A 24,206-nucleotide genomic window follows, 5' to 3' on the forward strand; every position below is an offset into this window, starting at 1 on the left:
CGTTTGCGGCGGCTAAGCTGCGCAGCGTGACGAGCCCGGACGCGGCGGCGCGAGAAGCGGCGGCCGCCATCGCCGACCGCACCGGCGTCGAGCGGCACGACGTCGCCGTCATCCTCGGGTCGGGGTGGGCGCCCGCCGCCGACCAGTTCGGTGACCCGGTGGCGGTGGTGCCCGTGGCCGAGTTGCCGGGGTTCACCCCGCCCACCGCGCAGGGACACGGCGGCCGGTTGCTGTCGACGCGCATCGGCGAGCGCCGGGTGCTGGTGTTCGTCGGCCGGATCCATGCCTACGAGGGCCACGACCTTTACCACGTGGTGCACCCGGTGCGGGCCGGCTGCGCCACCGGCGTGCACACGATGCTGCTGACCAACGCCGCGGGCGGCCTGCGCGACGACTTCGAGGTGGGCCAGCCGGTGCTGATCAGCGACCACCTCAATTTGACCGGGCGCTCGCCGTTGGTCGGCCCGCAGTTCGTCGACATGGTGGACGCCTACTCGCCGCGGCTGCGCGCCGTCGCCCGCGAGATCGAACCCACGCTGACCGACGGGGTGTATGCGGGCCTGTTCGGGCCGCAGTACGAGACGCCCGCCGAGATCCGCATGCTGCGCACGCTGGGCGCCGACCTGGTCGGCATGTCGACCGTGCACGAGACGATCGCCGCGCGCGCGGCAGGCGCCGAGGTGCTGGCCGTGTCGTTGGTGACCAACCTCGCGGCCGGCATGACCGGGGAGCCGCTGAACCACGAGGAGGTGCTGGCGGCCGGGCGCCGATCGGCGACGCAGATGGGCGCCCTGCTGGCCGACGTCATCGCGCGGCTGTGAGCGCAGAGCCCGCATATGCCGCCGACAAAGTGGGCACACTAACCGCATGACGTTGTCGCGGACCTCGACCACCGCGCAGGAGTGGATTGCCCACGACCCCGATCCCCGTACCGCCGCCGAGCTCAAAGCGCTCTCGGAGGAGGAACTCGCCGAGCGGTTCGCCAACCCGCTGACGTTCGGCACCGCGGGGTTGCGCGGTCCACTGCGCGGCGGTCCCAACGGAATGAACTTGGCCGTCGTGCTGCGCGCGACGTGGGCGGTGGCAAAGGTGTTGCACGACCGCGGGTTATCCGGCCAGAACGTCGTGGTCGGCCGCGACGCCCGGCACGGCTCCGACGAGTTCGCGTTGGCCGCCGCCGAAGTTCTTGCCGCCCAAGGCTTCACGGTGACATTGATGTTCACGGCGGTGCCGACGCCGGTGGTGGCGTTCGCCGTGCGCCGCCAGGCGGCCGTCGCGGGCGTCATGATCACCGCGTCGCACAATCCGCCGACCGACAACGGGTACAAGGTTTACTTCGAGGGCGGCTACCCGATCGTGTCGCCGACGGACCGCGAGATCGAGCAGGCGATGGCGCAGGCCCCGCACGCCGACGAGATCGAGCGGGCCGCGGTGGAACCCTCCGGCGTCGACGAGGTGCAGCGGTTCGTCGAGCGCGCCGCGCAGGTGCGCCACACGCACGGCTCGGCACGGGTGGCGCTCACGCCGCTGCACGGCGTGGGCGGCGAGTTCGTGCTCGACGCGCTGGTGCGGGCCGGGTTCGCCGATGTGCACGTCGTCGACGAGCAGTTCGCGCCCGACCCGGACTTCCCCACCGTGTCCTCGCCCAACCCCGAGGATCCCGCCGCGACCGAGGCGCTGTTGAAGCTGGCCGCCGACGTCGACGCCGACGTCGCCGTCGCGCTGGATCCCGACGCCGACCGGTGCGCGATCGGCGTCCCGACCCCCGACGGCTGGCGGATGCTTTCCGGTGACGAAACCGGTTGGCTGCTCGGCGATTACATCCTCTCGCAGATCGAGCCGGGGCCGGTCACCGAGGCCACGGTGGTGGCCAGCACGGTGGTGTCGTCGCGGATGCTGGCCGCGATCGCCGCCGAGCACGGCGCGCAACACATCGAAACCCTCACCGGGTTCAAGTGGCTCGTGCGCGCCGACGAGCAGCTGCCCGGCAGCACGCTGGCGTACGCCTACGAGGAGGCGATCGGCCATTGCGTCGACCCCGCCGCGGTCCGGGACAAGGACGGCATCAGCGCGGCGGTGCTGGCGTGTGATCTGGTCGTCGCGATGCAGCACCGCGGGCACACGCTGCTCGACGCGCTCGACGACCTGGCCCGCCGCCACGGTGTGCACACCACCACCGCGGTGTCGCGGCCGGTCAACGACGCGCACGAGGCGGCAGCGGTGCTGGACCGGCTGCGCCGCACCCCGCCCGATCGACTGGCCGGCTTCGACGTCACCGTCACCGACCTGCGCGACGACGACGGCCCCTTGCGCACCGATGCGTTGATCCTGTCCGGAGGTGACGGCGACACCTCGGTGCGGGTGGTGGTGCGCCCGTCGGGCACGGAGCCAAAGGTCAAGTCCTACATCGAGGTTCGCTGCGGCGACGTCGGCGACCTCGATGCGGCCCGGGTCCGCGCGCGACACCTGCAGGACGAGCTGGCCGCCGATTTCTTCGGGCGCGAGCAGACGTGAGCACCCCCAAATATCCCCGATTCAGGGGGTGTTGGCGTCTGCTCGCCGAAGGAAACTAGCGCGGGCCGAACTGGCGGTCCCCGGCATCCCCGAGGCCCGGCACGATGTAGGCGATGTCGTTGAGCCCCTCGTCGATGGCGGCGGTGAACAGCCGCAGCTCGGGGGCCACCTTCTCCAGCTTGGCAAGGCCCTCCGGAGCGGCCACCACGCAGATCGCGGTGATGTCAACGGCATTGCGCGAATGCAGCAACTCGATGGTGTGGGCCATCGAACCTCCGGTCGCGAGCATCGGGTCCAGCACCATCACCGGCTGGGTGCTCAGATCGTCGGGTAGCGACTCCAAATAGGGTGTGGGCACCAGTGTTTCCTCGTTGCGGGCGACGCCGACGAAGCCGACGAGCGCCTCGGGGATCAGCGCATGGGCCTGGTCGACCATGCCGAGGCCCGCCCGCAGCACCGGGACGAGAAGCGGCGGGTTGGCCAGCCGGCAGCCGGTGGTGTCGGCGATCGGGGTGTGCACGGCCACCGGTTCGACGGGCACGTCGCGGGTGGCCTCGTACACCAGCATCAGCGTCAGGTCGCGCAGCGCCGCACGGAAGGCCGCGTTGCCGGTGGCCTCGTTGCGCAGCGTGGTCAGCCGGGCGGCGGCCAGCGGGTGGTCGACGACGCGCACATCCATGGGCCGAAGACTAATGGAACCGAACGCCGCTTCCGTGCGTCCTAATCACATGCGCGCCGATACCGACGCGATCCGCCACCTGGGATCCGCGACCACCGCCCATGCCGCCGAACTCACCGACGTCGCCGCCATGCTGGCGTCCCTGCCACCTCCGGACCTCGGCCCCGTCGGGGCCCGCTTCCTGACCGCGTTGCAGCAGGCGTCCGGCGACGGCGCGCGGGCACTCGCCGCGCTGAGCGAGCGGCTCTCGTCCTCGGGGCACACCGCGCGTACTACGGCCGCCGCGTACGACGCCGCAGACGACGGCGCCCGCGCCCGCATCACCGGCGTCTGACGGTGCCCGGCGCGCTGATCGCGGCGCTGTCGGCGCCGATACGCGAGCTGCAGGCCTTGGTCGGAACCGGCGGTGACGACACGGCCGTCGTACTAAGCACCGTGCGCGACGCGCTGGGCGACGTGGCGGCCTCCGTTCGGGTGTCGTGGCGCCATGCGCAGGGATCGTGGTTCGGCGCGGGCGCCGACGCCGCGCAGGCCTTCCTCGCCTCGACGGCGAGCGCCATCGACGAACTCGCCGACCACGTCGACCGGCTCAGCACCGCGACGCGCACGGCCGCCGATGCCGTCGCGCAGGCACACGCGCGGTTGCAGGCGATCGTCGACGACTTCGAGGCCCGCGCCGCCGCGCTGGAGCCTTACCTCGACTCCCCGGGCGTGGCCGAGAAGCTGCTGGCCGAGGCACGCCGCTCGCTGCGGGAGGCGGTCGCCGCCGTCGAGGATCTCGAGGCCGAGTTGGACGGCCAGGTTACGACGATGGGCGCGCCCGCGCCGCCCGCGCCGTCGTCGCCGCCCGCGGCGACGGCACCGGCCGGGTTGGGGGCTCCGTCCGGGCTAAGCCCTCCGGCCATGCCCACCGCCCCCACCTCGGGGCTCGGCGGTGCGCTGGGTGAACTCGCGTCGCTGGCACGGCCCGAGTCCGCGGCGCCGGTGCCCGACGCGGCGACGTTCGGCGACGGCGTCGCGGTCCGACTGCCCGACGGCAGCACCGCGCTGGCGCCCAACGCGGTGGCCGGCAGCGCGGTGCGCTACGCGTTGACACAGCTGGGCGTGCCCTACGAGTGGGGCGGCACCACCCCGGGCGTCGGCCTGGACTGCAGCGGGCTGACCCAGTGGGCCTATCGCGAAGCGGGGCTGAACATTCCGCGGCTGGCTCAGGAACAAGACGTGGGCGCCGCCGTCGACGCGGGCTCGCTGCGCCCCGGCGACCTGGCGGTGTGGGACGGCCACGTCGCGATGATCGTCGGCAACGGCACGATGATCGAGGCAGGCGACCCGGTCAAGCTGTCACCCATCCGCACCGAGAACGCCGGGCAGGGGTTCCAGGGCTTCTGGCGACCGACGGCGTGAGGGCCTGCCAGGTCAGATCGTTAGGCTGTGCGCCATGGCTGCTGACATCTTGTCGATCCGTCTCGGGCTGACCAAGGGTGACCTGTACACGTTGTGGGCGCCACGCTGGCGCGACGCGGGCGACGAATGGGAGGCCTTCCTCGGCAAGGGCGACGACCTGTACGCGTTCGAGTCCGTGGCAGACATGGTCGCGTTCGTGCGGACGAGCAACGACAACGACCTCACCGACCACCCCGCGTGGGAGAAGCTGACCGAGGCCAACGCGCACCGGCTCGACCCGCCGGAGGACCGCCAGTTCGACGTGATCGGCGTGGCCGAACTGGTCGCCGAGAAACCCACCGAGGAGTCGGTGACCAAACTGCACCGCACGATGGCGGTGGTCTCGGCCATCGGTTCGGTGTGTGAGCTTCCGCCGATCACGAAGTTCTTCAACGGCAACCCGGTGCTGTCCACGCTGGGCGGCGGCGTCGAGGCGTTCCGCGGCCGCAGCGGGCGCAAACGCTGGGGGGAGATCCTGGCGGTGGTCAACCGCGGCTGGGACAACGTCATCGACGCGCTCGACGAGCTGGTCACCATCCCCGACGTCGACGCGGCCGCGGCGAAGAAGGCCGAGGCCGAGCTGGCCGAACCCGCCCCGGAGCCCGACGTCGAAGCGGACCCGATCGAGGAGCTCGCCGACGAGAGCGAGGCCGACGAGGCCGCCGACGAGGAATCCGGCGCGCTCGAGACCCAGGCGGCCAACCTGGTGCTGGGCAGCGACGAGGACTTCTGGATCAAGGTCGGCATCGACCCGGTCCGGATCATGGCCGGCGCGAACACCTACTACACGTTGCGCTGCTACCTCGACGACCAGCCGGTCTTCTTGGGCCGAAACGGACGAGTCAGCGTGTTCGGCTCCGAGCGTGCGCTGGCGCGTTACCTGGCCGACGAGCACGACCACGATCTGTCCGACCTGGCCACCTACGACGACATCCGCACCGCGGCCACCGACGGGTCGCTGCAGATCGAGGTCAGCGACGACAACGTCTACGTGCTGACCGGCATCGTCGACGACATGGCCGACGGACCCGACGCGCTGGACCGCGACCAGCTGGAGCTGGCCGTCGAACTGCTCAGAGACGTCGGCGATTACGCCGAGGACACCATCGTGGAGCAGACCCTCGACGCCGACCAGCCGCTGGGCCGGCTGATCGCCCACGTGCTGGATCCCAAGAGCGTGAGCCGCCCCGGCGCGCCCTACGCCAAGGCCGTCGAGCAATGGGAGGCGCTGGAGGCGTTCATGGAGTCGCGGCTGCGCCCGGAGCAAGCCTACGGCTGATGATCTCGACCGACTGGTCGGCCCGGATGGGTCTCGCCGTGCCGATCGTCAACGCGCCGATGGGCGGGGTCGCCGGCGCTGCGCTGGCCGCCGCGGTGTCGCGCGCCGGCGGGCTCGGCATGCTGGGGCTGGGCAGCTCTGCGTCGCTGTCGCGGCTGGAGGCCGGGCTGCGGGACCTCTCGGAGTTGAAGTCGCCGTTCGGGATCGGGCTCGTGGACTGGGTGGCGGCGGCCGAACCCGGGCTGCTCGACGCCGCGATCGCGGCCCGTCCGGCGTTGCTGTCGGTGGGTTTCGGTGACGACTTCTCCTGGGTGGGCCCCGCGCGCGACGCGGGGGTGACCACCGCGACCCAGGTGGGTGATCTCGCCGCCGCGCAGCGCGCTATCGACGCCGGGGTCGACGTGCTGATCGCGCGCGGTGCCGAGGGCGGGGGCCACGGCGCACCCCTGGTGGGCACGCTGCCGCTGCTCACCTCGGTGCTCGACCGCTACTCGGTGCCCGTGCTCGCTGCGGGCGGAATCTCCTCGGGACGCGGGGTGGCGGCCGTGCTGGCGGCGGGTGCGGCGGGGGCCTGGGTCGGTACGGCGTTCAGCGCCTGCGTCGAGGCCTCGGTCACCCCGACCATACGCACGGCGTTGCTCGCCGCTCGTGACACCGACACCGTCACCACCCGGGTGTTCGACGTCGCACAGGGCTACCCGTGGCCGGCGACATTGCCAGAACGGGTGCTGCGCAACACATTTACCGACACGTGGGACGGCAGGGAAGCCGAGCTGACGGACACCGACCGGGACGCGCTAGCCGCGGCCGTCGCCGCCGAGGACCACCGGCTGGCGCCGATCAACGCCGGCCAGGGCGTCGGGGTGCTCGACACCGTCGAATCCGCGGCGGACCTGATCGAGCGGCTGACCACCGAGGCGGAACAGTTGCTCGTTCGTTGGGGCGCAGCGGGTTAGCCGATCAGGACGGCGTAGCGGGGCTTGATCACGTCGTCGATGAGCGCGAGCCGCTCGTTGAACGAGATGAACGCCGACTTCATCGCGTTGATGGTGAACCACTGCAGATCGGTCCAGCCGTAGCCGAACGCCTCGACCAGCCGCAGCATCTCGTGGCTCATCGAGGTGTCGCTCATCAACCGGTTGTCGGTGTTCACGGTGACGCGGAACCGCTGCCGCGCCAACAGGTCGAAGGGATGCTCGGCGATGCTGGCGACCGCGCCGGTCTGCACGTTGCTGCTCGGACACATCTCGAACGGAATTCGCTTGTCGCGCAACAGCGACGCCAGCCTGCCCAGTTTGGCGGTGCCGTCCTGCGCGACGGTGATGTCGTCGACGATCCGCACCCCGTGGCCCAACCGGTCGGCGCCGCAGTAGGCGATCGCCTCGTGGATGGACGGCAGGCCGAACGCCTCACCGGCGTGAATTGTGAAGCGCGCGTTGTTGCTTCGCATGTACTCGAACGCGTCGAGGTGCCGCGTGGGCGGATAGCCGGCCTCGGCGCCAGCGATGTCGAAGCCGACAACGCCCTTGTCGCGGAACCGGATCGCCAGCTTCGCGATCTCCAGGGAACGGGCGGCGTGGCGCATCGCGGTGACCAGGCAGCGCACCGTGATGGCACGGCCCTCGGCGCTGGCGGCCTTCTCGCCGTCGACGAAGCCGGCCAGCACCGCGTCGACGACCGCGTCCAGCGACATCCCGCCGTCGATGTGCAGCTCCGGGGCGAAACGGACTTCGGCGTAGACGACGTTGTCCTCGGCGAGGTCCTCGACGCACTCGTAGGCCACCCGGTGCAGCGCCTCCGGGGTCTGCATCACCCCGACGGTGTGGGCGAACGGCTGCAGGTAGCGCTCCAGCGACCCGCTGTGCGTGGCGGTGCGGAAGATCTTGGCGAGCTCGTCGGGGTCGGTGGAGGGCAGATCTGTGTAACCGGTCGCGTCGGCCAGCTCGACGACGGTGGTCGGGCGCAGGCCCCCGTCGAGATGGTCGTGCAGCAGCGCCTTGGGGGCGCGCCGGATGTTCTCCAGGGTCAGCGGCGTCGTCATGGCTCCATCTTGCGCAAAAACCCTGGTTACGAACAGGCTTGCGGACGCCGAAAACCCTCGGCCGTCCGGGCGCGGTGATAGGTTGCTGAGCATCTGACCCACCGCGACGACGTGGCGCACTGTAATTACGGCGATGCTGACTATCGACGGCTTTTCTCAGGTGGTGCATGCGATTTACACCACCGCCGTCGGGGCTCGTCCGTGGGAGTCGACCCTCGACGAGATCGCCACCGCCATTGAGGGCCAGCAATGCCTGTTGATGTCCACCGGGCAGGACAACGAGATCGCCCATCAATCAGCTCGATCCGATCCGGGCGGTGTCGCTAGCTATAACCAGTACTACGGTCGGCTGGATCCGGCTCCCGCCGCCATCGAGGATGTTCCGACCGGGCAGGTGGCCGCTTTTCAGCAACTGTTCCCCGCCGATGCGCTGCGCGGCAGTGAGTTCTACAACGACTGGGGGGTTCCCAACGGGCACGGGGATTGCACCTTTTCGGTGCTGACCCGGCGCGGCGCCGACGCGTCGTGGCTTTCGGTGACCGCGGAGGCGCGTACGGACCCGTTCAGCACGCCGCAGCGGATGACGCTGCTGTCGGCCCTCGTGCCGCACCTGCAGCACGCGATCGCACTCCGCACGCGGCTGTCCGACACGGATCGCCACTGCGAGGAACTCGCCGCCGCGGTGGACGCAGCATCCGATGCGATGGCGATAGTGCGCGACGACGGTCTGCTCAGCTACCTGAACCCGGCGGCCGACGCGATATTCAGCGGGGGCAAACGGCTTGCATGCGACCGGCGGGACCTTGCGGGCTTCGGGGGCCGCCGTCGATCGCGCGCTCGCCGCCGCGGTCAGCGCGGCGGTGGGCCGCGCGGGCGTGCCGACCGCCGGGTGGGTGACGGTACCCAGGCCGGGGCGGCGACCGTACGTGGTCCGGGTCGTTCCGGTGTCGGCGACGGGCACACCGGCGGCGTTGGTGATCGTCGTCGATCCCGACCGCAATCCACTGCCCACGGTCGAGGCGCTGATCCGCCGTTACGGGCTGACCCGGACCGAAGCCGAGGTGGCCCGCCGTGTGCTCGACGGGGACGGGCTGGGACCCATCGCCCGGGAACGGTCGGTGTCCATCACCACGATCCGCACCCATATGAAGCACATCTTCGAAAAAACCGGCACCCGCCGCCAAGCCGAACTCGTCCGGCTGATACTCGGCGCCACCACTTCCTGACCGAATCTCCTCCATTCGGATGACGACGCCGCGCGGCGCCGGTGATTTGCTCGGCGCAGGCCCGCTGCGACGAAGGGGAAGCGACGATGAGCAACTTGACCAGATCGGCACTGCCGCAGATCACCACGGCGGGGTTTGCCATCGCGGGGGCGGCGGTCCTGCTGGCCGGCACACCGGACGAAGCGCCGACCGAGATCCGGGCCGAGGTGCGACTGGCCTCGACCGAATCGGTCCCGATGAGCCCGATGCTCGAGGAGCCGTGGTGGCTGTCCGACAACGATCGCCTGTTCGGGCCCGCGGCGGCGGTCCAAAACCCGCTCGCCGCGTTCGGGGGCATCAACATCTTCAACCCCGTCGGCCCGGGAGGCTGGTTGATCGGCAACGGCCTGGACGCCAGCCCCGATTGCATCGGCACCGCGTGTAACGGCGGCAACGGCGGGCTGTTGTGGGGCCGCGGCGGCAATGGCGCCAATGGCGGAAACGGCGGCGACGCCGGACTGTTCGGCAATGGCGGCAACGGGGGCAACGCCACCGTTGCCGGAATGGCCGGCGGTAGCGGCGGTCGCGGCGGCTGGCTGGTCGGCAACGGCGGGGCTGGTGGAAACGGCGCCGTCGGCATCAGCCCCGGTCAGGCCGGCGCCGACGGCGGGCGTGGCAGCGACGGCGGGGCCGGCGGCAATGCCGGGCTGTTCGGCAACGGCGGCAACGGCGGCAATGGCGGAACCGGCGCCCGTGGGGCGAACGGTTTCACCGGTGCCGCCGGGGATGGCACCGACGGCGCTGCCGGTGGCGCGGGCGGTAATGGCGGAGCAGGCGGGGCAGGTGGGACTTTGTCCGGCGATGGCGGGTCGGGTGGGCTCGGCGGTGCGGGCGGAGCCGGCGGTTCGGGCGGGCACGGCGCATTCGGCTCCCCACTGGAAAACGACGGTGCGGGCAAAGTCGGCGGTTCGGGCGGCGCCGGGGGTGCCGGCGGGGCTGGCGGCGCGGGCGGAACAACGATCGTGGGCCAGGTTGGCGCCGGCGGGGCCGGCGGCGCGGGCGGGGCCGGCGGCGTAGCCGGTAATGGCGGAAACGGCGCCCAAGGTGACATGCAGGTCAACGATGGCCGCGGCGGGAACGGCGGGGACGGCGGCGATCCCGGGGCCGGCGGTCAAGGTGGTACCGGCGGGCCCGGCGCCACCACCGGCGCCGACGGCGCGGACGGCGCGACCCCCACCAGCGGCGGCAACGGCGGCAACGGTGGCGACGGTGCCCACGGCGAGAGTGGAGCGGGCAACCTCGCGGCCGCGCACGGCCGCGAGGGCGGTAGTGGTGGCGACGGCGGACTCGTTGGCAACGGCGGTCGCGGTGGCGCCGGCGGCGACGGCGGTTACGTCAGCGACGGCGGCCCTGGTGAGGGCGGAGCCGGCGGGGACGGCGGTGCAGGCGGCAATGCCACCCATGGGCGCGGCGGAAACGGCGGCGCTGGCGGCGCGGGCAGCAGCGGTCCCGGCAATGTTGTCACCTTCGCCTTCGGTGGCAACGGCGGCTCCGGCGGTCAAGGGGGCGAAAGCATCACCGGAGCCGGTGGGGACGGCGGTCGCGGCGGCGACGGCGGCCACGGCGGAAATAACAACCAGCCGAGTTCGGTGGGTGGCGGAGGTGGAGGCGGCGCGAACGGCGGAAGCGGCGGCACGGACGGCGGTGATGGTGGTGACGGCGGCCGCGGCGGCAACGCCGGCAGCTCATCCGGCGGCGTCAGTCTCGGCGGCCCCGGCGGGAACGGTGGTAAGGGCGGCTCCGGCAGCACAGGCGCTGGGGGTGCAGGGGGCGACGGTGGCGACGGCGGTAGCGGCCACAGCGAGGAAGCGGTAAGCCTCGGCGGATTCGGCGGTAGCGGCGGGGATGGCGGTGACGGTAGCAGCGGCGTCGGGGACCCGGGTCAGGCCGGCAGCGCCAATGCCGGCAACACCGGTGGTTCGGGCGGTGCCGGCGGTGAAGGCGGCAGCCCGTAACGACCTTTCCTAGCCGGGCATCATTCGGTCGATGATCAACGGTCGGTCAGAGGGCGGTTTGTCGCCAACGGACCACGCGTCGTCCAGTTCGGCAAGCGCCCCCGCGAACCGCTCAGGAGTGTCGGTGTACAGGGTGAACAGCGCCTCACCGGCGGCGACGGGCTCCCCGGGGCGGCGGTGGATGAGCAGCCCGGCGCCGGACTGCACCCGTTCGCCTGGGGCCGAGCGGCCCGCGCCGAGCCGCCACACCGCCAGCCCCACCGCCATCGCGTCGATGGTTCCCATGGTTCCGCCCCGCGGTGCTGTCACCGCCTCGGAGTGCGCGCCGAGGGGCAGCGGTGCGGCGGGGTCCCCGCCCTGGGCGGCGACCAGGGCGCGGAACCGGTCCATCGCCGACCCGTCGCGCAGCGCCTCGGCCGGGTCCACGCCGTCGAGCCCGCCGGCGTCGAGCATCTCGGCGGCCAGCGCCACCGTGAGCTCCACCACGTCGGGTGGCCCGCCGCCGGCCAACACCTCCAGCGACTCCTCGACCTCGACGGCGTTGCCGACCGCGCGGCCCAGCGGCGTCGACATGTCGGTCAGCAGCGCCCGGGTCTTCAGCCCGGCGGCCGTGCCCAGATCGACCATCGTGCGGGCCAGCTCGCGGGCCTCGGTCTCGGTCTTCAGGAACGCCCCCGAACCCACCTTGGTGTCGAGCACCAGCGCGCGGGTGCCCTCGGCGATCTTCTTGCTCATCACCGAGCTGGCGATCAGCGGCAGCGACTCGGTGGTGGCGGTGACGTCGCGCAGCGCGTAGATCTTGCGGTCGGCAGGAGCCAAATCACCGGCGGCGAAAATTGCCGCACCAAGGTCGCAAAGTTGTTGGCGGACTTGAGCGGTGGAGATCTCCGCGGTGAACCCGGGAATGGACTCCAGCTTGTCGAGCGTGCCGCCGGTGTGGCCCAGCCCGCGCCCGGCGGCCTGCGGCACCGCGCCACCGCAGGCCATCACCACCGGCACCAGCGGGATCGTGATCTTGTCGCCGACCCCGCCGGTGGAATGCTTGTCCACCAACGCCAGCGGCTTACCGTCACGGCGCAGGTCAGAGAAGTCCAGCCGATCCCCCGAGGCCACCATGGCCGCTGTCCAGCGGGCGATCTCGGCGCTCGTCATCCCGCGCAGGAAGATCGCCATCAGCAGCGCCGACATCTGCGCGTCGGCCATCTGCCCGCGTGTGTAGGCGTCGATCACCCAGTCGATTGCCTCGTCCGACAGCTCCCCGCCATCGCGTTTGATCCGGATGACCGTCGGCGCGTCAAACGACTGCGACATTGTCTGTGTCCCCTTGGCCGCCGAGTGTGGGGTTGTGACACGCTTTTCCGCCGCACGCGTGCGGGTAACCCACGTTCGGCGGTCGGGTGTCAAACCTGGGCTGCGTCACGGGGTTTCCTCGAGGCGGGCCAGGTCCTGCGGGCCGAAGGCGTCGGGCAGCAGCTCCCCCAACGTCCTGGGGCCGCGCGGATGCTCGATCAGCATCTCTGGGCCGCCGTGCTCGAGCAGCACCTGCCGACACCGTCCGCACGGCATCAACAACTCCCCCGCGGCGTCGACGCACGACAGCGCGATCAGGCGTCCGCCGCCGCCGGAATGCAGTGCGCAGACCACTGCGCACTCGGCGCACAGACCAAGACCATATGAGACATTTTCCACATTGCAGCCCGTCACCACCCGACCGTCGTCGACCAGCGCCGCCGCACCGACGGCGAACCCCGAATACGGCGCATATGCCTGGGCTGCGACTTCGGTTGCCTTGGCGCGCAACATCTTCCAGTCGATATCGGCCGTCATGCCACCTCCACTGGTCCGCCTCTGAATGGATTCCGACGATTTCCGCCGCCGCGGCAGCTGTGAAATAGGTAACCCCAGTTTCGCATTTTCCGGTGCATTGACGGCTAAACCGTAGTTCGTTTAGTAGTGCGACTGGGTTTAGAGTCGCCCCGAGGTTTGGGTGAGGCGAACCGGGCCGGATGATCACCCAGGTTCGGCATGCGTGCGCCTCTGCGCCCAAGCGTTCACCGAAGGCGTTGGAGGCCAGATGAGTACTCAGACCGGGGGCGCGGCGGTGGCACGACCGAAGCCGTCGCGGCGACGCACCCTCTACCGGGGCGATCCGGGCATGTGGTCGTGGGTGCTGCACCGCATCACCGGCGCGACGATCTTCTTCTTCCTGTTCGTCCACGTGCTCGACACCGCGCTGGTGCGGGTCAGCCCGCAGGCCTACAACTCGGTGATCGAGACCTACAAGACCCCGATCGTCGGGCTGATGGAGATCGGGCTGGTCGTGGCGGTGCTCTACCACGCCCTCAACGGGATCCGGGTCATCCTCATCGACTTCTGGCAGCACGGACCGCGCTATCAACGGCAGATGCTGTGGGGGGTCGTCGCGGTGTTTCTGGCCGTCTTCATCCCCGCGGTCGGCGTGATCGGCATGCACATGGCGGAGCGGTTCCTGTGAGCGCGCCGACGGAGAAGTGGACACCGCACCACCGCGAGGGCCGCGTCGCCCCGGTGATGGAGAAGGAACACGACCGTCCCGCCGGGCTGGATCACCCGCGCGCGCCGCGACGGGCCAGGGGCATCCCCTACTTCGAGAAGTACGCCTGGCTGTTCATGCGCTTCTCGGGTGTGGCGTTGGTGTTTCTGGCGCTGGGGCATCTGTTCGTCATGTTGATGTGGCAGGACGGCGTGTACCGCATCGACTTCAACTACGTCGCCGAGCGCTGGGCGTCGCCGTTCTGGCAGATCTGGGACATGGCGCTGCTGTGGCTGGCCATGCTGCACGGCGCCAACGGCATGCGCACGATCATCGGCGACTACTCGCGCAAGAACGTCACCAAGTTCTATCTGAACTCGCTGTTGTTGCTGGCCACGGGGTTCACGTTGGTGCTGGGCACCTACGTCCTGGTCACTTTCGACGCGAATATCGGGGTGTGACCAATGATTCTTGAACATCGCTACGACGTCGTCATCGTCGGCGCAGGCGGGGCCGGTATGCGCGCCGCGGTGGAGGCCGGCCCGCGCGCCCGCACCGCGGTGCTGACCAAGCTGTATCCCACCCGCAGCCACACCGGCGCGGCCCAGGGCGGCATGTGCGCGGCGCTGGCCAACGTCGAAGAGGACAACTGGGAGTGGCACACCTTCGACACCGTCAAGGGCGGCGACTACCTGGCCGACCAGGACGCCGTCGAGATCATGTGCAGGGAAGCCATCGACGCGGTGCTGGACCTGGAGAAGATGGGGATGCCGTTCAACCGCACCCCCGAGGGCCGCATCGACCAGCGCCGGTTCGGCGGGCACACCCGCAACCACGGCAAGGCGCCGGTGCGCCGGGCCTGCTACGCCGCCGACCGCACCGGCCACATGATCCTGCAGACCCTGTACCAGAACTGCGTCAAGCACGACGTCGAGTTCTTCAACGAGTTCTACGCGCTCGACATCGCGATCACCGAGACCCAGTCGGGCCCGGTGGCCACCGGCGTCATCGCCTACGAGCTGGCCACCGGTGACATCCACGTCTTTCACGCCAAGGCGATCGTGTTCGCCACCGGCGGCTCGGGGCGGATGTACAAGACCACCTCCAACGCCCACACGCTGACAGGCGACGGGCTGGGCATCGTGTTCCGTAAGGGACTTCCGTTGGAGGACATGGAATTTCATCAGTTCCATCCGACGGGCCTTGCGGGGCTGGGCATCCTGATCTCCGAAGCGGTGCGCGGGGAGGGCGGCCGGTTGCTCAACGGCGAGGGCGAACGGTTCATGGAACGCTACGCGCCGACGATCGTCGACCTGGCTCCACGCGACATCGTCGCCCGTTCGATGGTGCTCGAGGTGCTCGAGGGCCGCGGCGCCGGGCCGAACAAGGACTACGTGTACATCGACGTGCGCCATCTCGGCGCCGACGTGCTCGAGGCCAAGCTGCCCGACATCACCGAGTTCGCGCGCACCTACCTCGGCGTGGACCCCGTCAACGAACTGGTGCCGGTCTATCCGACCTGCCACTACGTGATGGGCGGGATCCCCACCACGGTCACCGGCCAGGTGTTGCGCGACAACACCACCCCGCTGCCGGGTCTGTACGCCGCGGGCGAATGCGCGTGCGTGTCGGTGCACGGCGCCAACCGGCTGGGCACCAACTCGCTGCTGGACATCAACGTGTTCGGGCGCCGGGCGGGCATCGCCGCGGCAAACTACGCGCTGGGCCACGACCACGTCGACCTGCCGCCGGACCCGGCGGGCATGGTCGTCGGCTGGGTCGGCCACGTCCTCTCCGAGCACGGCAACGAGCGCGTCGCCGACATCCGGGGTGCGCTGCAGCAGTCGATGGACAACAACGCCGCGGTGTTCCGCACCGAGGAGACCCTCAAGCAGGCGCTGACCGACATTCACCGGCTCAAGGAGCGTTACAGCCGAATCACGGTGCACGACAAGGGTAAACGCTATAACAGCGATCTGCTCGAAGCGATCGAGCTGGGCTTCCTGCTGGAGCTGGCCGAGGTGACCGTCGTTGGTGCGTTGAACCGCAAGGAATCCCGGGGCGGCCACGCCCGCGAGGACTACCCCAACCGCGACGACACCAACTACATGCGCCACACCATGGCCTACAAGCAGGGCAGCGAGCTCTTGTCGGACATCAGGTTGGACTACAAGCCGGTGGTGCAGACGCGATACGAGCCGATGGAACGGAAGTACTGATGACCGTTAGCCCTGACGTGCAGGCCAAGGATCCCGAACTGCCGCCCGTGCCGGAGGGCGCGGTGATGGTGACGCTGAAGATCGCCCGGTTCAACCCGGAGGATCCCGACGCCTACGCCGATTCGGGTGGCTGGCAGAGCTTTCGGGTGCCGTGCCTGCCGACCGACCGGCTGCTGAACCTGCTGCACTACGTCAAGTGGTACCTCGACGGCACGCTGACGTTCCGGCGGTCATGCGCGCACGGGGTGTGCGGCTCAGATGCTATGCGCATCAACGGCGTCAACCGGCTGGCATGCAAGGTGTTGATGCGCGACATGCTGCCGAAGAACGCGCGCAAGCAGCTGACCATCACGATCGAACCGATCCGCGGGCTGCCTGTGGAGAAGGACCTCGTGGTGGACATGGAGCCGTTCTTCGACGCCTACCGCGCGATCAAGCCCTACCTGATGACCAGCGGCAATCCGCCTACGCGCGAGCGTATTCAGAGCCAGACCGACCGCGCCCGCTACGACGACACCACCAAGTGCATCCTGTGCGCGTGCTGCACCACCAGCTGCCCGGTGTACTGGACCGAGGGGTCGTACTTCGGGCCGGCCGCCATCGTCAACGCGCACCGGTTCATCTTCGACAGCCGCGACGAGGGCGCCGCCGAGCGGCTGGACATCCTCAACGAGGTCGACGGGGTGTGGCGCTGCCGCACCACGTTCAACTGCACCGAATCCTGCCCGCGCGGTATCCAGGTCACCCAGGCGATCCAGGAGGTCAAGCGCGCGCTGATGTTCGCGCGCTAGAAGTTGTGATTTCGGCGTACTTTGTCACGCTGAGGTTGACGAACTACGCCGAAACCGCAGGTGGGCGCCAAAGCTGTCACACATCGGCGGGCTGTCTCGTCTGACTGGTATGACCGAGAAAACACAGAAGACCCGTATCGAACCCGTCGCCCCCAAGCAGGCCTCGCTGCTGACCAAACTCTTCTACCGCGTCGCCAAGCGGCGCTTCGGCGAGGTGCCCGAGCCGTTCGCCGTCGCCGCTCATCACCCGCGGTTGATGCTGGCCAACGTGGTGCACGAAGGCATGCTGCAGTCGGGTTCCAAGAAACTGCCCAAGAGCGTGCGAGAGCTCGCGGTGTTCTGGACCGCGCGCACCGTCGGCTGCTCGTGGTGCGTGGACTTCGGCGCGATGCTGCAGCGCCTGGACGGCCTCGACGTCGACCGGCTCAAGTACATCGACGACTACGCGACCTCACCGCTGTTCAGCGACGACGAACGGGCCGCGATCGCCTACGCCGACGCCATGACCACCGATCCGCACACCATCACCGACGAGCAGGTCGAGGACCTCAAGCGCCGGTTCGGCGAGGCCGGCGTGATCGAGCTGACCTACCAGATCGGCGTGGAGAACATGCGGGCGCGGATGTACTCCGCACTCGGCATCACCGAGCAGGGCTTCAACTCTGGTGACGCGTGCCGGGTTCCGTGGCTGACCGACGACGATAAAGCGGCGACCCCGTGAACTTGTCGGGGTTGGCGATATCCCAGATCGCGCAGACCTTGCCGTCGCGCACGGTCATCGCGGTCACCCGCGGCATCAGCTCCGGATAGCCTTCGACCGGCGGCGCTCCGGGGGTGTAGGCGCCCAGCTGGCCGTTGACCAGCGCCAGCTCGTTGCCCGACAGCCAGTTCGGCCCGTAGCGACGCGCCAGCCCGAACAGGAACCGCGCCACCTTCTCGGGTCCGTGGATGACCCGCGGGGCTGTCGGCGCCCTGCGGTTGGAGTCACCGGTGAAGGTGACCTCCGGATGCAGCAGGCGCACAACGGCTTCCATGTCACCAGCGGCCAGCGCGCCCATCAGTGCGACGGCCACCTCGTTGTGCGTGTCGTCGGCGACCGGAGCGGGCGTGGCCGCCACGGCCCGCCGTGCCCGCGACGCGAGCTGGCGCGCGGAGGCGACGCTGACGCCGAGCACCTCGGCGATCTCGGCGAACGGCACGTCGAAGCCGTCGTGCAGCACGAACGCCACCCGTTGATCGGGGGTGAGTCGCTCCAGCACCACCATCGCCGCGAACCGGGCGTCCTCGCCCGCCACCACGGCCGACAGCGGATCCGAGCCGTCCAACGGGGTCACCACCGGCTCGGGCAGCCATTCGCCGAAGTACATCTCGCGGCGGTGCGCGGCCGAGCGCAGCCGGTCCAGGCTGAGCCGGCTGACCACCGTGGTCAGCCAGGCCCGCAGGTCGTCGACGTCGGAATCGGCGCGGTTCCAGCGCAGCCACGCGTCCTGGACCACATCCTCGGCGTCGGCGACGGTGCCGGTGAGTCGGTACGCCACGGCCAGCAGGTGTGGCCGCAGGTCTTCGAACTCATCGATCCGCGTGCTCGCGGTCATGGTTCGAGTCTAGGCGCTCAGCGCTTGGCGAAAACAGTTCGATGCCAAGCTTTGTCGGCCACCCCGGTGATGTCGCTCATCACATGCTTGACGGTCAGGTACTCCTCGAGCGAGTAGTCGCTCATGTCCTTGCCGAAGCCCGACGCACCCACGCCGCCGTGGGGCATCTCGCTGATGATCGGGATGTGGTCGTTGATCCACACGCAACCGGCCTTGATCTCGCGCGACGCCCGCTGCGCGCGGTACACGTCACGCGTCCACGCCGAGGCGGCCAGCCCGTAATCGGTGTCGTTGGCCTGCCGCAGGGCATCGTCGTCGTCGGTGAAGGCACGCACCGTCAGCACCGGGCCGAAGATCTCCTCGCGGTAGACCTCCGAGGATTCGGCGACATCGGCGATCAGCGTCGGCAGGTAGAACCAGCCCGGCCGCTCGGGCGCGACGCCGCCGGTGACGATGCGCCCACCCTCGGCAGGGGCCCGCGCGACCATGCCCGCCACCTTCTCCCGGTGCGCGGGCGAGATCAGCGGGCCCAGGTCGGTGTCGGGGTCGTCGGGGTCACCGACGACGACCTTGCCCATCACCTCGGCGACCCCCGCGACGAAGTCGTCGTACAGCGCGGTCGCCACGATCGCGCGCGTCGCCGCCGTGCAGTCCTGGCCGGTGTTGATCAGCGCCGCGGCGACCGCGCCCTGGATCGCGGCGTCCAGATCGGCGTCCTCGAACACCACGAACGGGGCCTTGCCGCCCAGTTCCAGCTGCACCCGGTGCCCCTGGGCCGCGGCCGAGGCCATCACCGTGCGCCCGACCGCGGTGGATCCGGTGAACGTCACCATGTCGACGCCGTGATGCCCGGCCAGCGCGGCCCCGACGTCGGGACCCGCCCCGGTCACCACATTGAAGACCCCGTCGGGCAGCCCCGCCTCGGCCGCCAGCCGGGCCAGCGTCAGCGTCGTCAACGGCGTCAACTCACTCGGTTTGATCACCACCGAGCAGCCGGCGGCCAAGGCGGGCAACACTTTCCACACCGCCATCTGCAGCGGATAGTTCCACGGGGTGATCGTCGCGACGACGCCGACCGCCTCACGCCGAACGCTGGACGTGTGGTCGCCGGAGTATTCGGCGGTGGCCTTGCCCTCAAGGTGCCGTGCCGCACCCGCGAAGAAGTCGATGTTGTCGATGCTGCCGGGCACGTCGAACTCGGCCGCCAACCGCACGGGCTTGCCGGTTTGGCTGACCTCCTCGACCACCAGTTGTTCGGCATGCTCGCCGGCCAGCCGGGCCAGCGCGGCCAACACCGCGGACCGTTCCGCCGGTGTCGCGCCCGCCCATTCGGGTAGCGAGGCGCGCGCGGCGGCCACCGCGGCGTCGACGTCGGCCGGCGAGGCCAGTGCGCATTCGGCGACTGCCCGGCCGGTTGCCGGGTCGACGATCGGATGCAGCCGCGCACCGTCGGCCATCGGCGCGCCCGCGATCCAGCTGGCCGTAACGTTCATGGGCCAACGCTAACCGACGACGCCCACCCCAGCTACGTATTCCAAGCACCGGCACCGCTCTTGCGCGTGATTTCATCGCCGTGGTTGCTTGCGACGACGGATTCCGTGCACAATTCAGGGCATGGCAAGCCCGGGTCCAGTGCGTGGTGTCGGACCGGTGTCGTTTCGGGTCAACGAATCCCGCCCGGGTGCGGCGTTTGCGCTCGACGAGCTGTCCAAGCAGATCATCGAGAAGCTGCAGGAGGACGGCCGGCGCTCGTATGCGGGTATCGGCAAGGCCGTCGGGCTCTCGGAGGCCGCGGTGCGCCAGCGGGTGCAACGCATGGTCGACGCCGGGGTGATGCAGATCGTCGCGGTCACCGACCCGATGCAGCTGGGCTTCGCCCGCCAGGCCATGATCGGTATCCGCTGCACCGGCGACACCACCAAGGTCGCCGAGCAGTTGGCGGCCATCGACTCGGTGGACTACGTGGTGCTGACGGCGGGCTCGTTCGACGTGATCGTCGAGGTGGTGTGCGCCGACGACGACGATCTGCTCGATCTCCTCAACACCCAGATCCGCGCCGTGCCCGAAGTGAGCTCCACCGAGACGCTCGTTTACCTGAAACTTGTGAAGCAGCAATATAATTGGGGCACAAGATGACCACTGTTTCGTCCGATCTCGCCGCCAAGGCGAACCGGCACCTGTGGGGGCATTTCGCCCGGCACGGCCCGGGCATCACCCCGCCGATCATCACCCGCGGCCAGGGTGTCACGATCTGGGACAGTAACGGCAAGAGCTACCTCGACGGCTTGTCAGGGCTTTTCGTCGTGCAGGTGGGGCACGGCCGCGAAGAACTCGCCGAGGCCGCGGCCAAGCAGGCCGAGCAGCTGGCGTTCTTCCCGCTGTGGTCGTATGCCACCCCCACCGCGATCGAACTCGCCGAGCGGATCGCGCGCTACGCGCCGGGCGACTTGAACCGGGTCTTCTTCACCACCGGCGGCGGCGAAGCGGTCGAGTCGGCGTGGAAGCTGGCCAAGAACTACTTCAAGCTCATCGGCAAACCCGGTAAACACAAAGTGGTTTCGCGTGCGGTGGCCTACCACGGCACCCCGCAGGGGGCGCTGGCGATCACCGGCCTGCCGGTGTTCAAGGAGCCGTTCGAACCGCTGACCCCCGGCGGGTTCCGGGTGCCCAACACCAACTTCTACCGCGCGCCCGCGCCGTATCAGGACGACGAGAAGGCCTTCGGCCAGTACTGCGCCGACCGCATCGCCGAGGCGATCGAGTTCGAGGGGCCCGACACCGTGGCCGCGGTGTTCCTGGAGCCGGTGCAGAACGCGGGCGGGTGTTTCCCGCCTCCCCCAGGCTATTTCGAGCGGGTCCGCGAGATCTGCGACACCTACGACGTGCTGCTGGTGTCCGACGAGGTGATCTGCGCCTTCGGCCGGATCGGCTCGATGTTCGCCTGCGACGACTTCGGCTACGTGCCCGACATCATCACCTGCGCAAAGGGTTTGACGTCGGGCTACTCGCCGATCGGGGCGATGATCGCCAGCGACCGGCTGTTCGAGCCGTTCGACGACGGCAAGACGGTGTTCGGGCACGGCTACACGTTCGGCGGCGGTGGCGCTGGCCAACCTCGACATCTTCGAGCGCGAAGGGCTCAACGACCACGTCAAGCGAAACGCCCCCGCGCTGCGCGCCACGCTCGAGAAGCTCTCCGACCTGCCGATCGTCGGCGACATCCGCGGCGAGGGCTTCTTCTATGGCATCGAGCTGGTCAAAGACAAGGCCACCAAGGAGACGTTCGACGACGAGGAATGCGAACGCCTGCTGCGCGGCTTCCTCACCCCCGCGGTGTTCGAGGCCGGGCTGTACTGCCGTGCCGATGACCGCGGCGACCCGGTGGTACAGCTGGCGCCGCCGCTGATCAGCGGGCAAAAGGAGTTCGACGCGATCTACGAGATCCTGCGCGGGGTACTCGACGAGGCCGGCCGCCTGCTGTAGCACCAACCTGCCAGACTGGCAACATGCCCGCACCGACCAAACCGCCGATCGATCCCGCCCGTTGGCAGCCCCCGCCCGTCGAGCAGCTACCGGACCTCCCGAAACCGGCGTTGACCGTCGTGCCCGTGCCCGGCAACGCACCCGAGGACGTGGTGGCCGACGACGACGGCCACATCTGGACCGGCCTGGACGACGGCCGCATCGTGCGCATCACCCCCGACGGTGCCGTGACGATCGTCGCCGAGACCGGCGGCCGCCCGCTGGGTCTTGAGGTGGGCAGGGACGGCCGGCTGCTGGTGTGCGACAGCCCGCGCGGTCTGCTGGCGATGGACATGCGCACCGGTGCGCTGGAGACGTTGGTCGACGAGGTCGACACCCGGCCGTTGCGATTCTGCTCCAACGCGATCGAGATAAACGACGGCACAATCTATTTCACCGAGTCGACCAGCGCCTTCACCTACGCGCACTTCAAGGGCGCGGTGCTGGAGGCCCAACCCCGCGGCAGCCTGTTTCGCCGCGAACCCGACGGCACCGTGCTGACCGAGGTGCCCGGGCTGCATTTCGCCAACGGCGTGACGCCGACCGCCGACGGTTCGGCGCTGGTGTTCTCCGAGACACTCGGCCGCCGCCTGGCGAAGTACTGGCTCACCGGCCCGCAGACCGGCACAGTGACCACGCTGGTGGCCAACCTGCCCGGCTATCCCGACAACCTGTCCACCGGGGCCGACGGACGCATCTGGTGTGCGATGGTCTCCGCCGTCAACCCCGCCGCCGAATGGCTGGCGCCGCGGTGGCCGGGCCTGCGCAAGCTGCTGTGGAAGCTGCCCGATCGGCTCCAACCCCAGATCAAGCCCGAGGTGTGGGCCGTCGCGTTCGACCCGGACAGCGGCGAGGTCGTCGCCGGGCTGCGCACCGAGCATCCGGCGTTCGGCATGGTGACCGGCCTGGTGGAGGCCGACGGCCGACTGTGGATGGGCTGCATCGGCGCCCGCGCCGTCGCCTGGGCGGAGTTGTCCGCGCTGCGCCTCTGACCAGCATCCGACCCGGGTGCCCGGAGTCGCCGTTGCCTTGGTGTTGCGCCCGCCGATCAGGTACGCACATCCCATGGACGAATACTGGGCGAGCCTGGCACTGATCGCGGCGCTGGTGCTGATCAACGGGGTCTTCGCGGGCAGCGAGATCGCGCTGATCTCACTGCGCGAGGGGCAACTGCGCCAGTTGGAGCGCCGCGGCAGCCGCACCGCGCGCACGCTGGCCGGGCTGGCCCGCGACCCCAACCGCTTCCTGGCGACCATTCAGCTGGGCATCACGTTGTCGGGCTACCTCGCCTCGGCGGCGGCGGCCGTCACGCTGGCCCAGCCGCTGGTGCCCGCGTTCGGCTTCTTCGGCGCGGCGGCCGAGCCGACGGCGGTGGCGCTGGTGACCATCGCGCTGGCGTTCGTCACCCTGGTGTTCGGCGAATTGGCACCGAAACGCCTGGCCATGCAGCACGCGCAGCGCTGGGCCATGCTGATCGCAAGGCCGCTGGATCTGATGGCCACGTTCTCGCGCCCGGCGGTCTGGCTGCTGAGCAAGACCACGAACCTCGTCGTGCGGCTGTTGGGCGGTGACCCGAGGATCGGCCAACAGCCGCCCACCCCGGAGGAACTGCGCGATCTCGTGGCGGGCCACCGCGGTCTGACCGTCGAACAGCGGATGATCATCACCGGCGCACTCGAAATCGACCAGCGCGCACTGCGGGAGGTCCTGGTTCCCCGCCGCGCGGTGGTGATGCTGTCGGCCGACACGCCGACCGAGCAGGCCCGCGCCGTGCTCGCCGACAGCGGGCATACCCGCGCCCCCGTGGTGGAGACCCCCAACCTCGACCATGTGACGGGCATGGTGCATCTTCGTGACCTGCTCGCCGACGGCCGCGTCGTCGGCGACGTCGCCCGGCCCGTCGTCCGCTTCCCGGAGAGCCTGCGGGTCTCAGAAGCGTTGCGCCGGTTCAAGAACGACCGCGAGCAGTTCGCTGTCGTCGTCGACGAACACGGCGGCGCCGAGGGCATCGTCACCCTCGAGGACCTGCTGGAGGAGATCGTCGGCGAAATCTATGACGAGGCCGATACCGACATCCAGTCGGTGCGCGCCCTGCCCGACGGCCGGTTGGTGCTTCCGGGCCACTTCCCCATCCACGACCTGCCCGACATCGGCGTGGAGTTCCGCGACGCCCCCGAGGGGGACTACACCACCGTCGCCGGTCTGGTGCTGACCAAACTCGGGCGCATCCCGACCACGCCCGGTGACCGCGTCGAACTCGCCGATTGGACCGTTCAGGTGACCGGAACCGAACACCACGCGATCACGGAGGTGTGTCTCGTCCCCCGCGCCAAGCCGGCCGACGACGGGGCGGCGGAATGAACCGGCCAGCAATCACTTGAGCAACTCTAA

21 protein-coding genes and 2 pseudogenes are annotated in these 24,206 nt (G+C 69.8%); 17 read left to right on the plus strand and 6 right to left on the minus strand.

Annotated features, from left to right (window positions below):
• Positions 1-26 precede the first annotated feature (26 nt).
• Together G6N28_RS04705 and G6N28_RS04710 are read left to right on the plus strand one after the other, a co-directional pair.
• Entirely contained in the window at positions 27-821 is a 795-nt protein-coding gene (locus G6N28_RS04705) for a purine-nucleoside phosphorylase (protein WP_163897464.1), read from the plus strand.
• A 46-nt stretch (positions 822-867) separates the two neighbouring features.
• Positions 868-2,514, plus strand: a complete 1,647-nt coding sequence (locus G6N28_RS04710) for a phospho-sugar mutase (protein WP_163897466.1) — start codon at positions 868-870, stop codon at positions 2,512-2,514.
• A 55-nt stretch (positions 2,515-2,569) separates the two neighbouring features.
• Here the strand turns inward: G6N28_RS04710 and upp are convergent, their stop codons facing one another.
• Positions 2,570-3,193 (minus strand): uracil phosphoribosyltransferase, encoded by a 624-nt coding sequence (gene upp / locus G6N28_RS04715; RefSeq protein ID WP_163897468.1) that lies wholly within the window; start codon positions 3,191-3,193, stop codon positions 2,570-2,572.
• A gap of 49 nt (positions 3,194-3,242) precedes the next feature.
• Here upp and G6N28_RS04720 point away from each other — a divergent pair, with 49 nt between their 5' ends.
• From G6N28_RS04720 to G6N28_RS04735, 4 genes are read left to right on the plus strand one after another with little or no spacing between them, the layout of a single operon-like run.
• The gene (locus tag G6N28_RS04720; protein ID WP_163897471.1) at positions 3,243-3,527 is read left to right on the plus strand and encodes a type VII secretion target; all 285 of its coding nucleotides are present in this window, start codon (positions 3,243-3,245) and stop codon (positions 3,525-3,527) included.
• 2 nt (positions 3,528-3,529) lie between these two features.
• Positions 3,530-4,597, plus strand: coding sequence for a C40 family peptidase (locus G6N28_RS04725; RefSeq protein ID WP_163897473.1), 1,068 nt, complete (start codon positions 3,530-3,532; stop codon positions 4,595-4,597).
• A 34-nt stretch (positions 4,598-4,631) separates the two neighbouring features.
• Positions 4,632-5,915: a protein export chaperone SatS gene (gene satS / locus G6N28_RS04730; RefSeq protein ID WP_163897475.1), complete on the plus strand. Its 1,284-nt coding sequence runs from the start codon at positions 4,632-4,634 to the stop codon at positions 5,913-5,915.
• On the plus strand, positions 5,915-6,871 hold the full coding sequence (locus G6N28_RS04735; protein ID WP_179962017.1) for an NAD(P)H-dependent flavin oxidoreductase: 957 nt from the start codon (positions 5,915-5,917) through the stop codon (positions 6,869-6,871). Before satS ends, G6N28_RS04735 begins: the two co-directional genes overlap by 1 nt.
• Here G6N28_RS04735 and G6N28_RS04740 read toward each other — a convergent pair.
• Positions 6,868-7,956 carry an adenosine deaminase gene (locus G6N28_RS04740; RefSeq protein ID WP_163897477.1) on the minus strand — a complete coding sequence of 363 codons (1,089 nt, stop codon included), beginning with the start codon at positions 7,954-7,956 and terminating at the stop codon, positions 6,868-6,870. The two genes, G6N28_RS04735 and G6N28_RS04740, sit on opposite strands and share 4 nt — an antisense overlap.
• An 803-nt stretch (positions 7,957-8,759) precedes the next feature.
• Here G6N28_RS04740 and G6N28_RS04745 point away from each other — a divergent pair.
• Positions 8,760-9,182 (plus strand): helix-turn-helix transcriptional regulator, encoded by a 423-nt coding sequence (locus tag G6N28_RS04745; RefSeq protein WP_163897479.1) that lies wholly within the window; start codon positions 8,760-8,762, stop codon positions 9,180-9,182.
• An 86-nt stretch (positions 9,183-9,268) separates the two neighbouring features.
• Entirely contained in the window at positions 9,269-11,176 is a 1,908-nt protein-coding gene (locus tag G6N28_RS04750) for a hypothetical protein (RefSeq protein ID WP_163897481.1), read from the plus strand.
• A 9-nt stretch (positions 11,177-11,185) separates the two neighbouring features.
• On the opposite strand, the gene G6N28_RS04755 is transcribed toward G6N28_RS04750, so the two are convergent.
• Positions 11,186-12,487 carry a thymidine phosphorylase gene (locus G6N28_RS04755; protein ID WP_163897483.1) on the minus strand — a complete coding sequence of 434 codons (1,302 nt, stop codon included), beginning with the start codon at positions 12,485-12,487 and terminating at the stop codon, positions 11,186-11,188.
• Positions 12,488-12,592: 105 nt separating this feature from the next.
• Positions 12,593-13,003, minus strand: coding sequence for a cytidine deaminase (locus G6N28_RS04760; protein WP_163897485.1), 411 nt, complete (start codon positions 13,001-13,003; stop codon positions 12,593-12,595).
• A 247-nt stretch (positions 13,004-13,250) separates the two neighbouring features.
• Between G6N28_RS04760 and sdhC the strand changes: the two genes are divergently transcribed.
• The 5 genes and pseudogenes from sdhC to G6N28_RS04785 all read left to right on the plus strand — a co-directional run.
• Positions 13,251-13,670, plus strand: a complete 420-nt coding sequence (gene sdhC, locus G6N28_RS04765; RefSeq protein WP_163897488.1) for a succinate dehydrogenase, cytochrome b556 subunit — start codon at positions 13,251-13,253, stop codon at positions 13,668-13,670.
• Positions 13,671-13,726: 56 nt separating this feature from the next.
• On the plus strand, positions 13,727-14,149 hold the full coding sequence (locus G6N28_RS04770) for a succinate dehydrogenase hydrophobic membrane anchor subunit (RefSeq protein WP_163905836.1): 423 nt from the start codon (positions 13,727-13,729) through the stop codon (positions 14,147-14,149).
• 3 nt (positions 14,150-14,152) lie between these two features.
• The gene (sdhA, locus tag G6N28_RS04775) at positions 14,153-15,907 is read left to right on the plus strand and encodes a succinate dehydrogenase flavoprotein subunit (protein ID WP_163897490.1); all 1,755 of its coding nucleotides are present in this window, start codon (positions 14,153-14,155) and stop codon (positions 15,905-15,907) included.
• Positions 15,907-16,698 (plus strand): succinate dehydrogenase iron-sulfur subunit, encoded by a 792-nt coding sequence (locus tag G6N28_RS04780; protein WP_163897492.1) that lies wholly within the window; start codon positions 15,907-15,909, stop codon positions 16,696-16,698. Before sdhA ends, G6N28_RS04780 begins: the two co-directional genes overlap by 1 nt.
• Positions 16,699-16,774: 76 nt before the next feature.
• Positions 16,775-17,419, plus strand: a pseudogene (locus tag G6N28_RS04785) (carboxymuconolactone decarboxylase family protein); the annotation flags it as partial.
• On the opposite strand, the gene G6N28_RS04790 reads toward G6N28_RS04785, so the two are convergent.
• Together G6N28_RS04790 and G6N28_RS04795 are read right to left on the minus strand one after the other, a co-directional pair.
• Positions 17,355-18,293, minus strand: a complete 939-nt coding sequence (locus G6N28_RS04790) for a sigma-70 family RNA polymerase sigma factor (RefSeq protein ID WP_163897502.1) — start codon at positions 18,291-18,293, stop codon at positions 17,355-17,357. The pseudogene G6N28_RS04785 and the gene G6N28_RS04790 sit on opposite strands and share 65 nt — an antisense overlap.
• A gap of 17 nt (positions 18,294-18,310) precedes the next feature.
• The gene (locus G6N28_RS04795; protein ID WP_163897505.1) at positions 18,311-19,786 is read right to left on the minus strand and encodes an aminobutyraldehyde dehydrogenase; all 1,476 of its coding nucleotides are present in this window, start codon (positions 19,784-19,786) and stop codon (positions 18,311-18,313) included.
• A gap of 121 nt (positions 19,787-19,907) precedes the next feature.
• Here G6N28_RS04795 and G6N28_RS04800 point away from each other — a divergent pair, with 121 nt between their 5' ends.
• From G6N28_RS04800 to G6N28_RS04815, 4 genes and pseudogenes are all read left to right on the plus strand, one after another.
• Entirely contained in the window at positions 19,908-20,429 is a 522-nt protein-coding gene (locus G6N28_RS04800; RefSeq protein ID WP_163897508.1) for an Lrp/AsnC family transcriptional regulator, read from the plus strand.
• Positions 20,426-21,776: pseudogene (locus G6N28_RS04805) on the plus strand (aspartate aminotransferase family protein). The gene G6N28_RS04800 and the pseudogene G6N28_RS04805 overlap by 4 nt, the downstream one beginning before the upstream one ends.
• 23 nt (positions 21,777-21,799) lie before the next feature.
• Positions 21,800-22,807 (plus strand): SMP-30/gluconolactonase/LRE family protein, encoded by a 1,008-nt coding sequence (locus tag G6N28_RS04810; RefSeq protein ID WP_163897511.1) that lies wholly within the window; start codon positions 21,800-21,802, stop codon positions 22,805-22,807.
• Between the two features lie 73 nt (positions 22,808-22,880).
• Entirely contained in the window at positions 22,881-24,176 is a 1,296-nt protein-coding gene (locus G6N28_RS04815; protein ID WP_163897514.1) for a hemolysin family protein, read from the plus strand.
• The last annotated feature ends 30 nt before the right edge of the window (positions 24,177-24,206 follow it).

Source organism: Mycolicibacterium pulveris (assembly GCF_010725725.1).
Lineage (GTDB): Bacteria > Actinomycetota > Actinomycetes > Mycobacteriales > Mycobacteriaceae > Mycobacterium > Mycobacterium pulveris.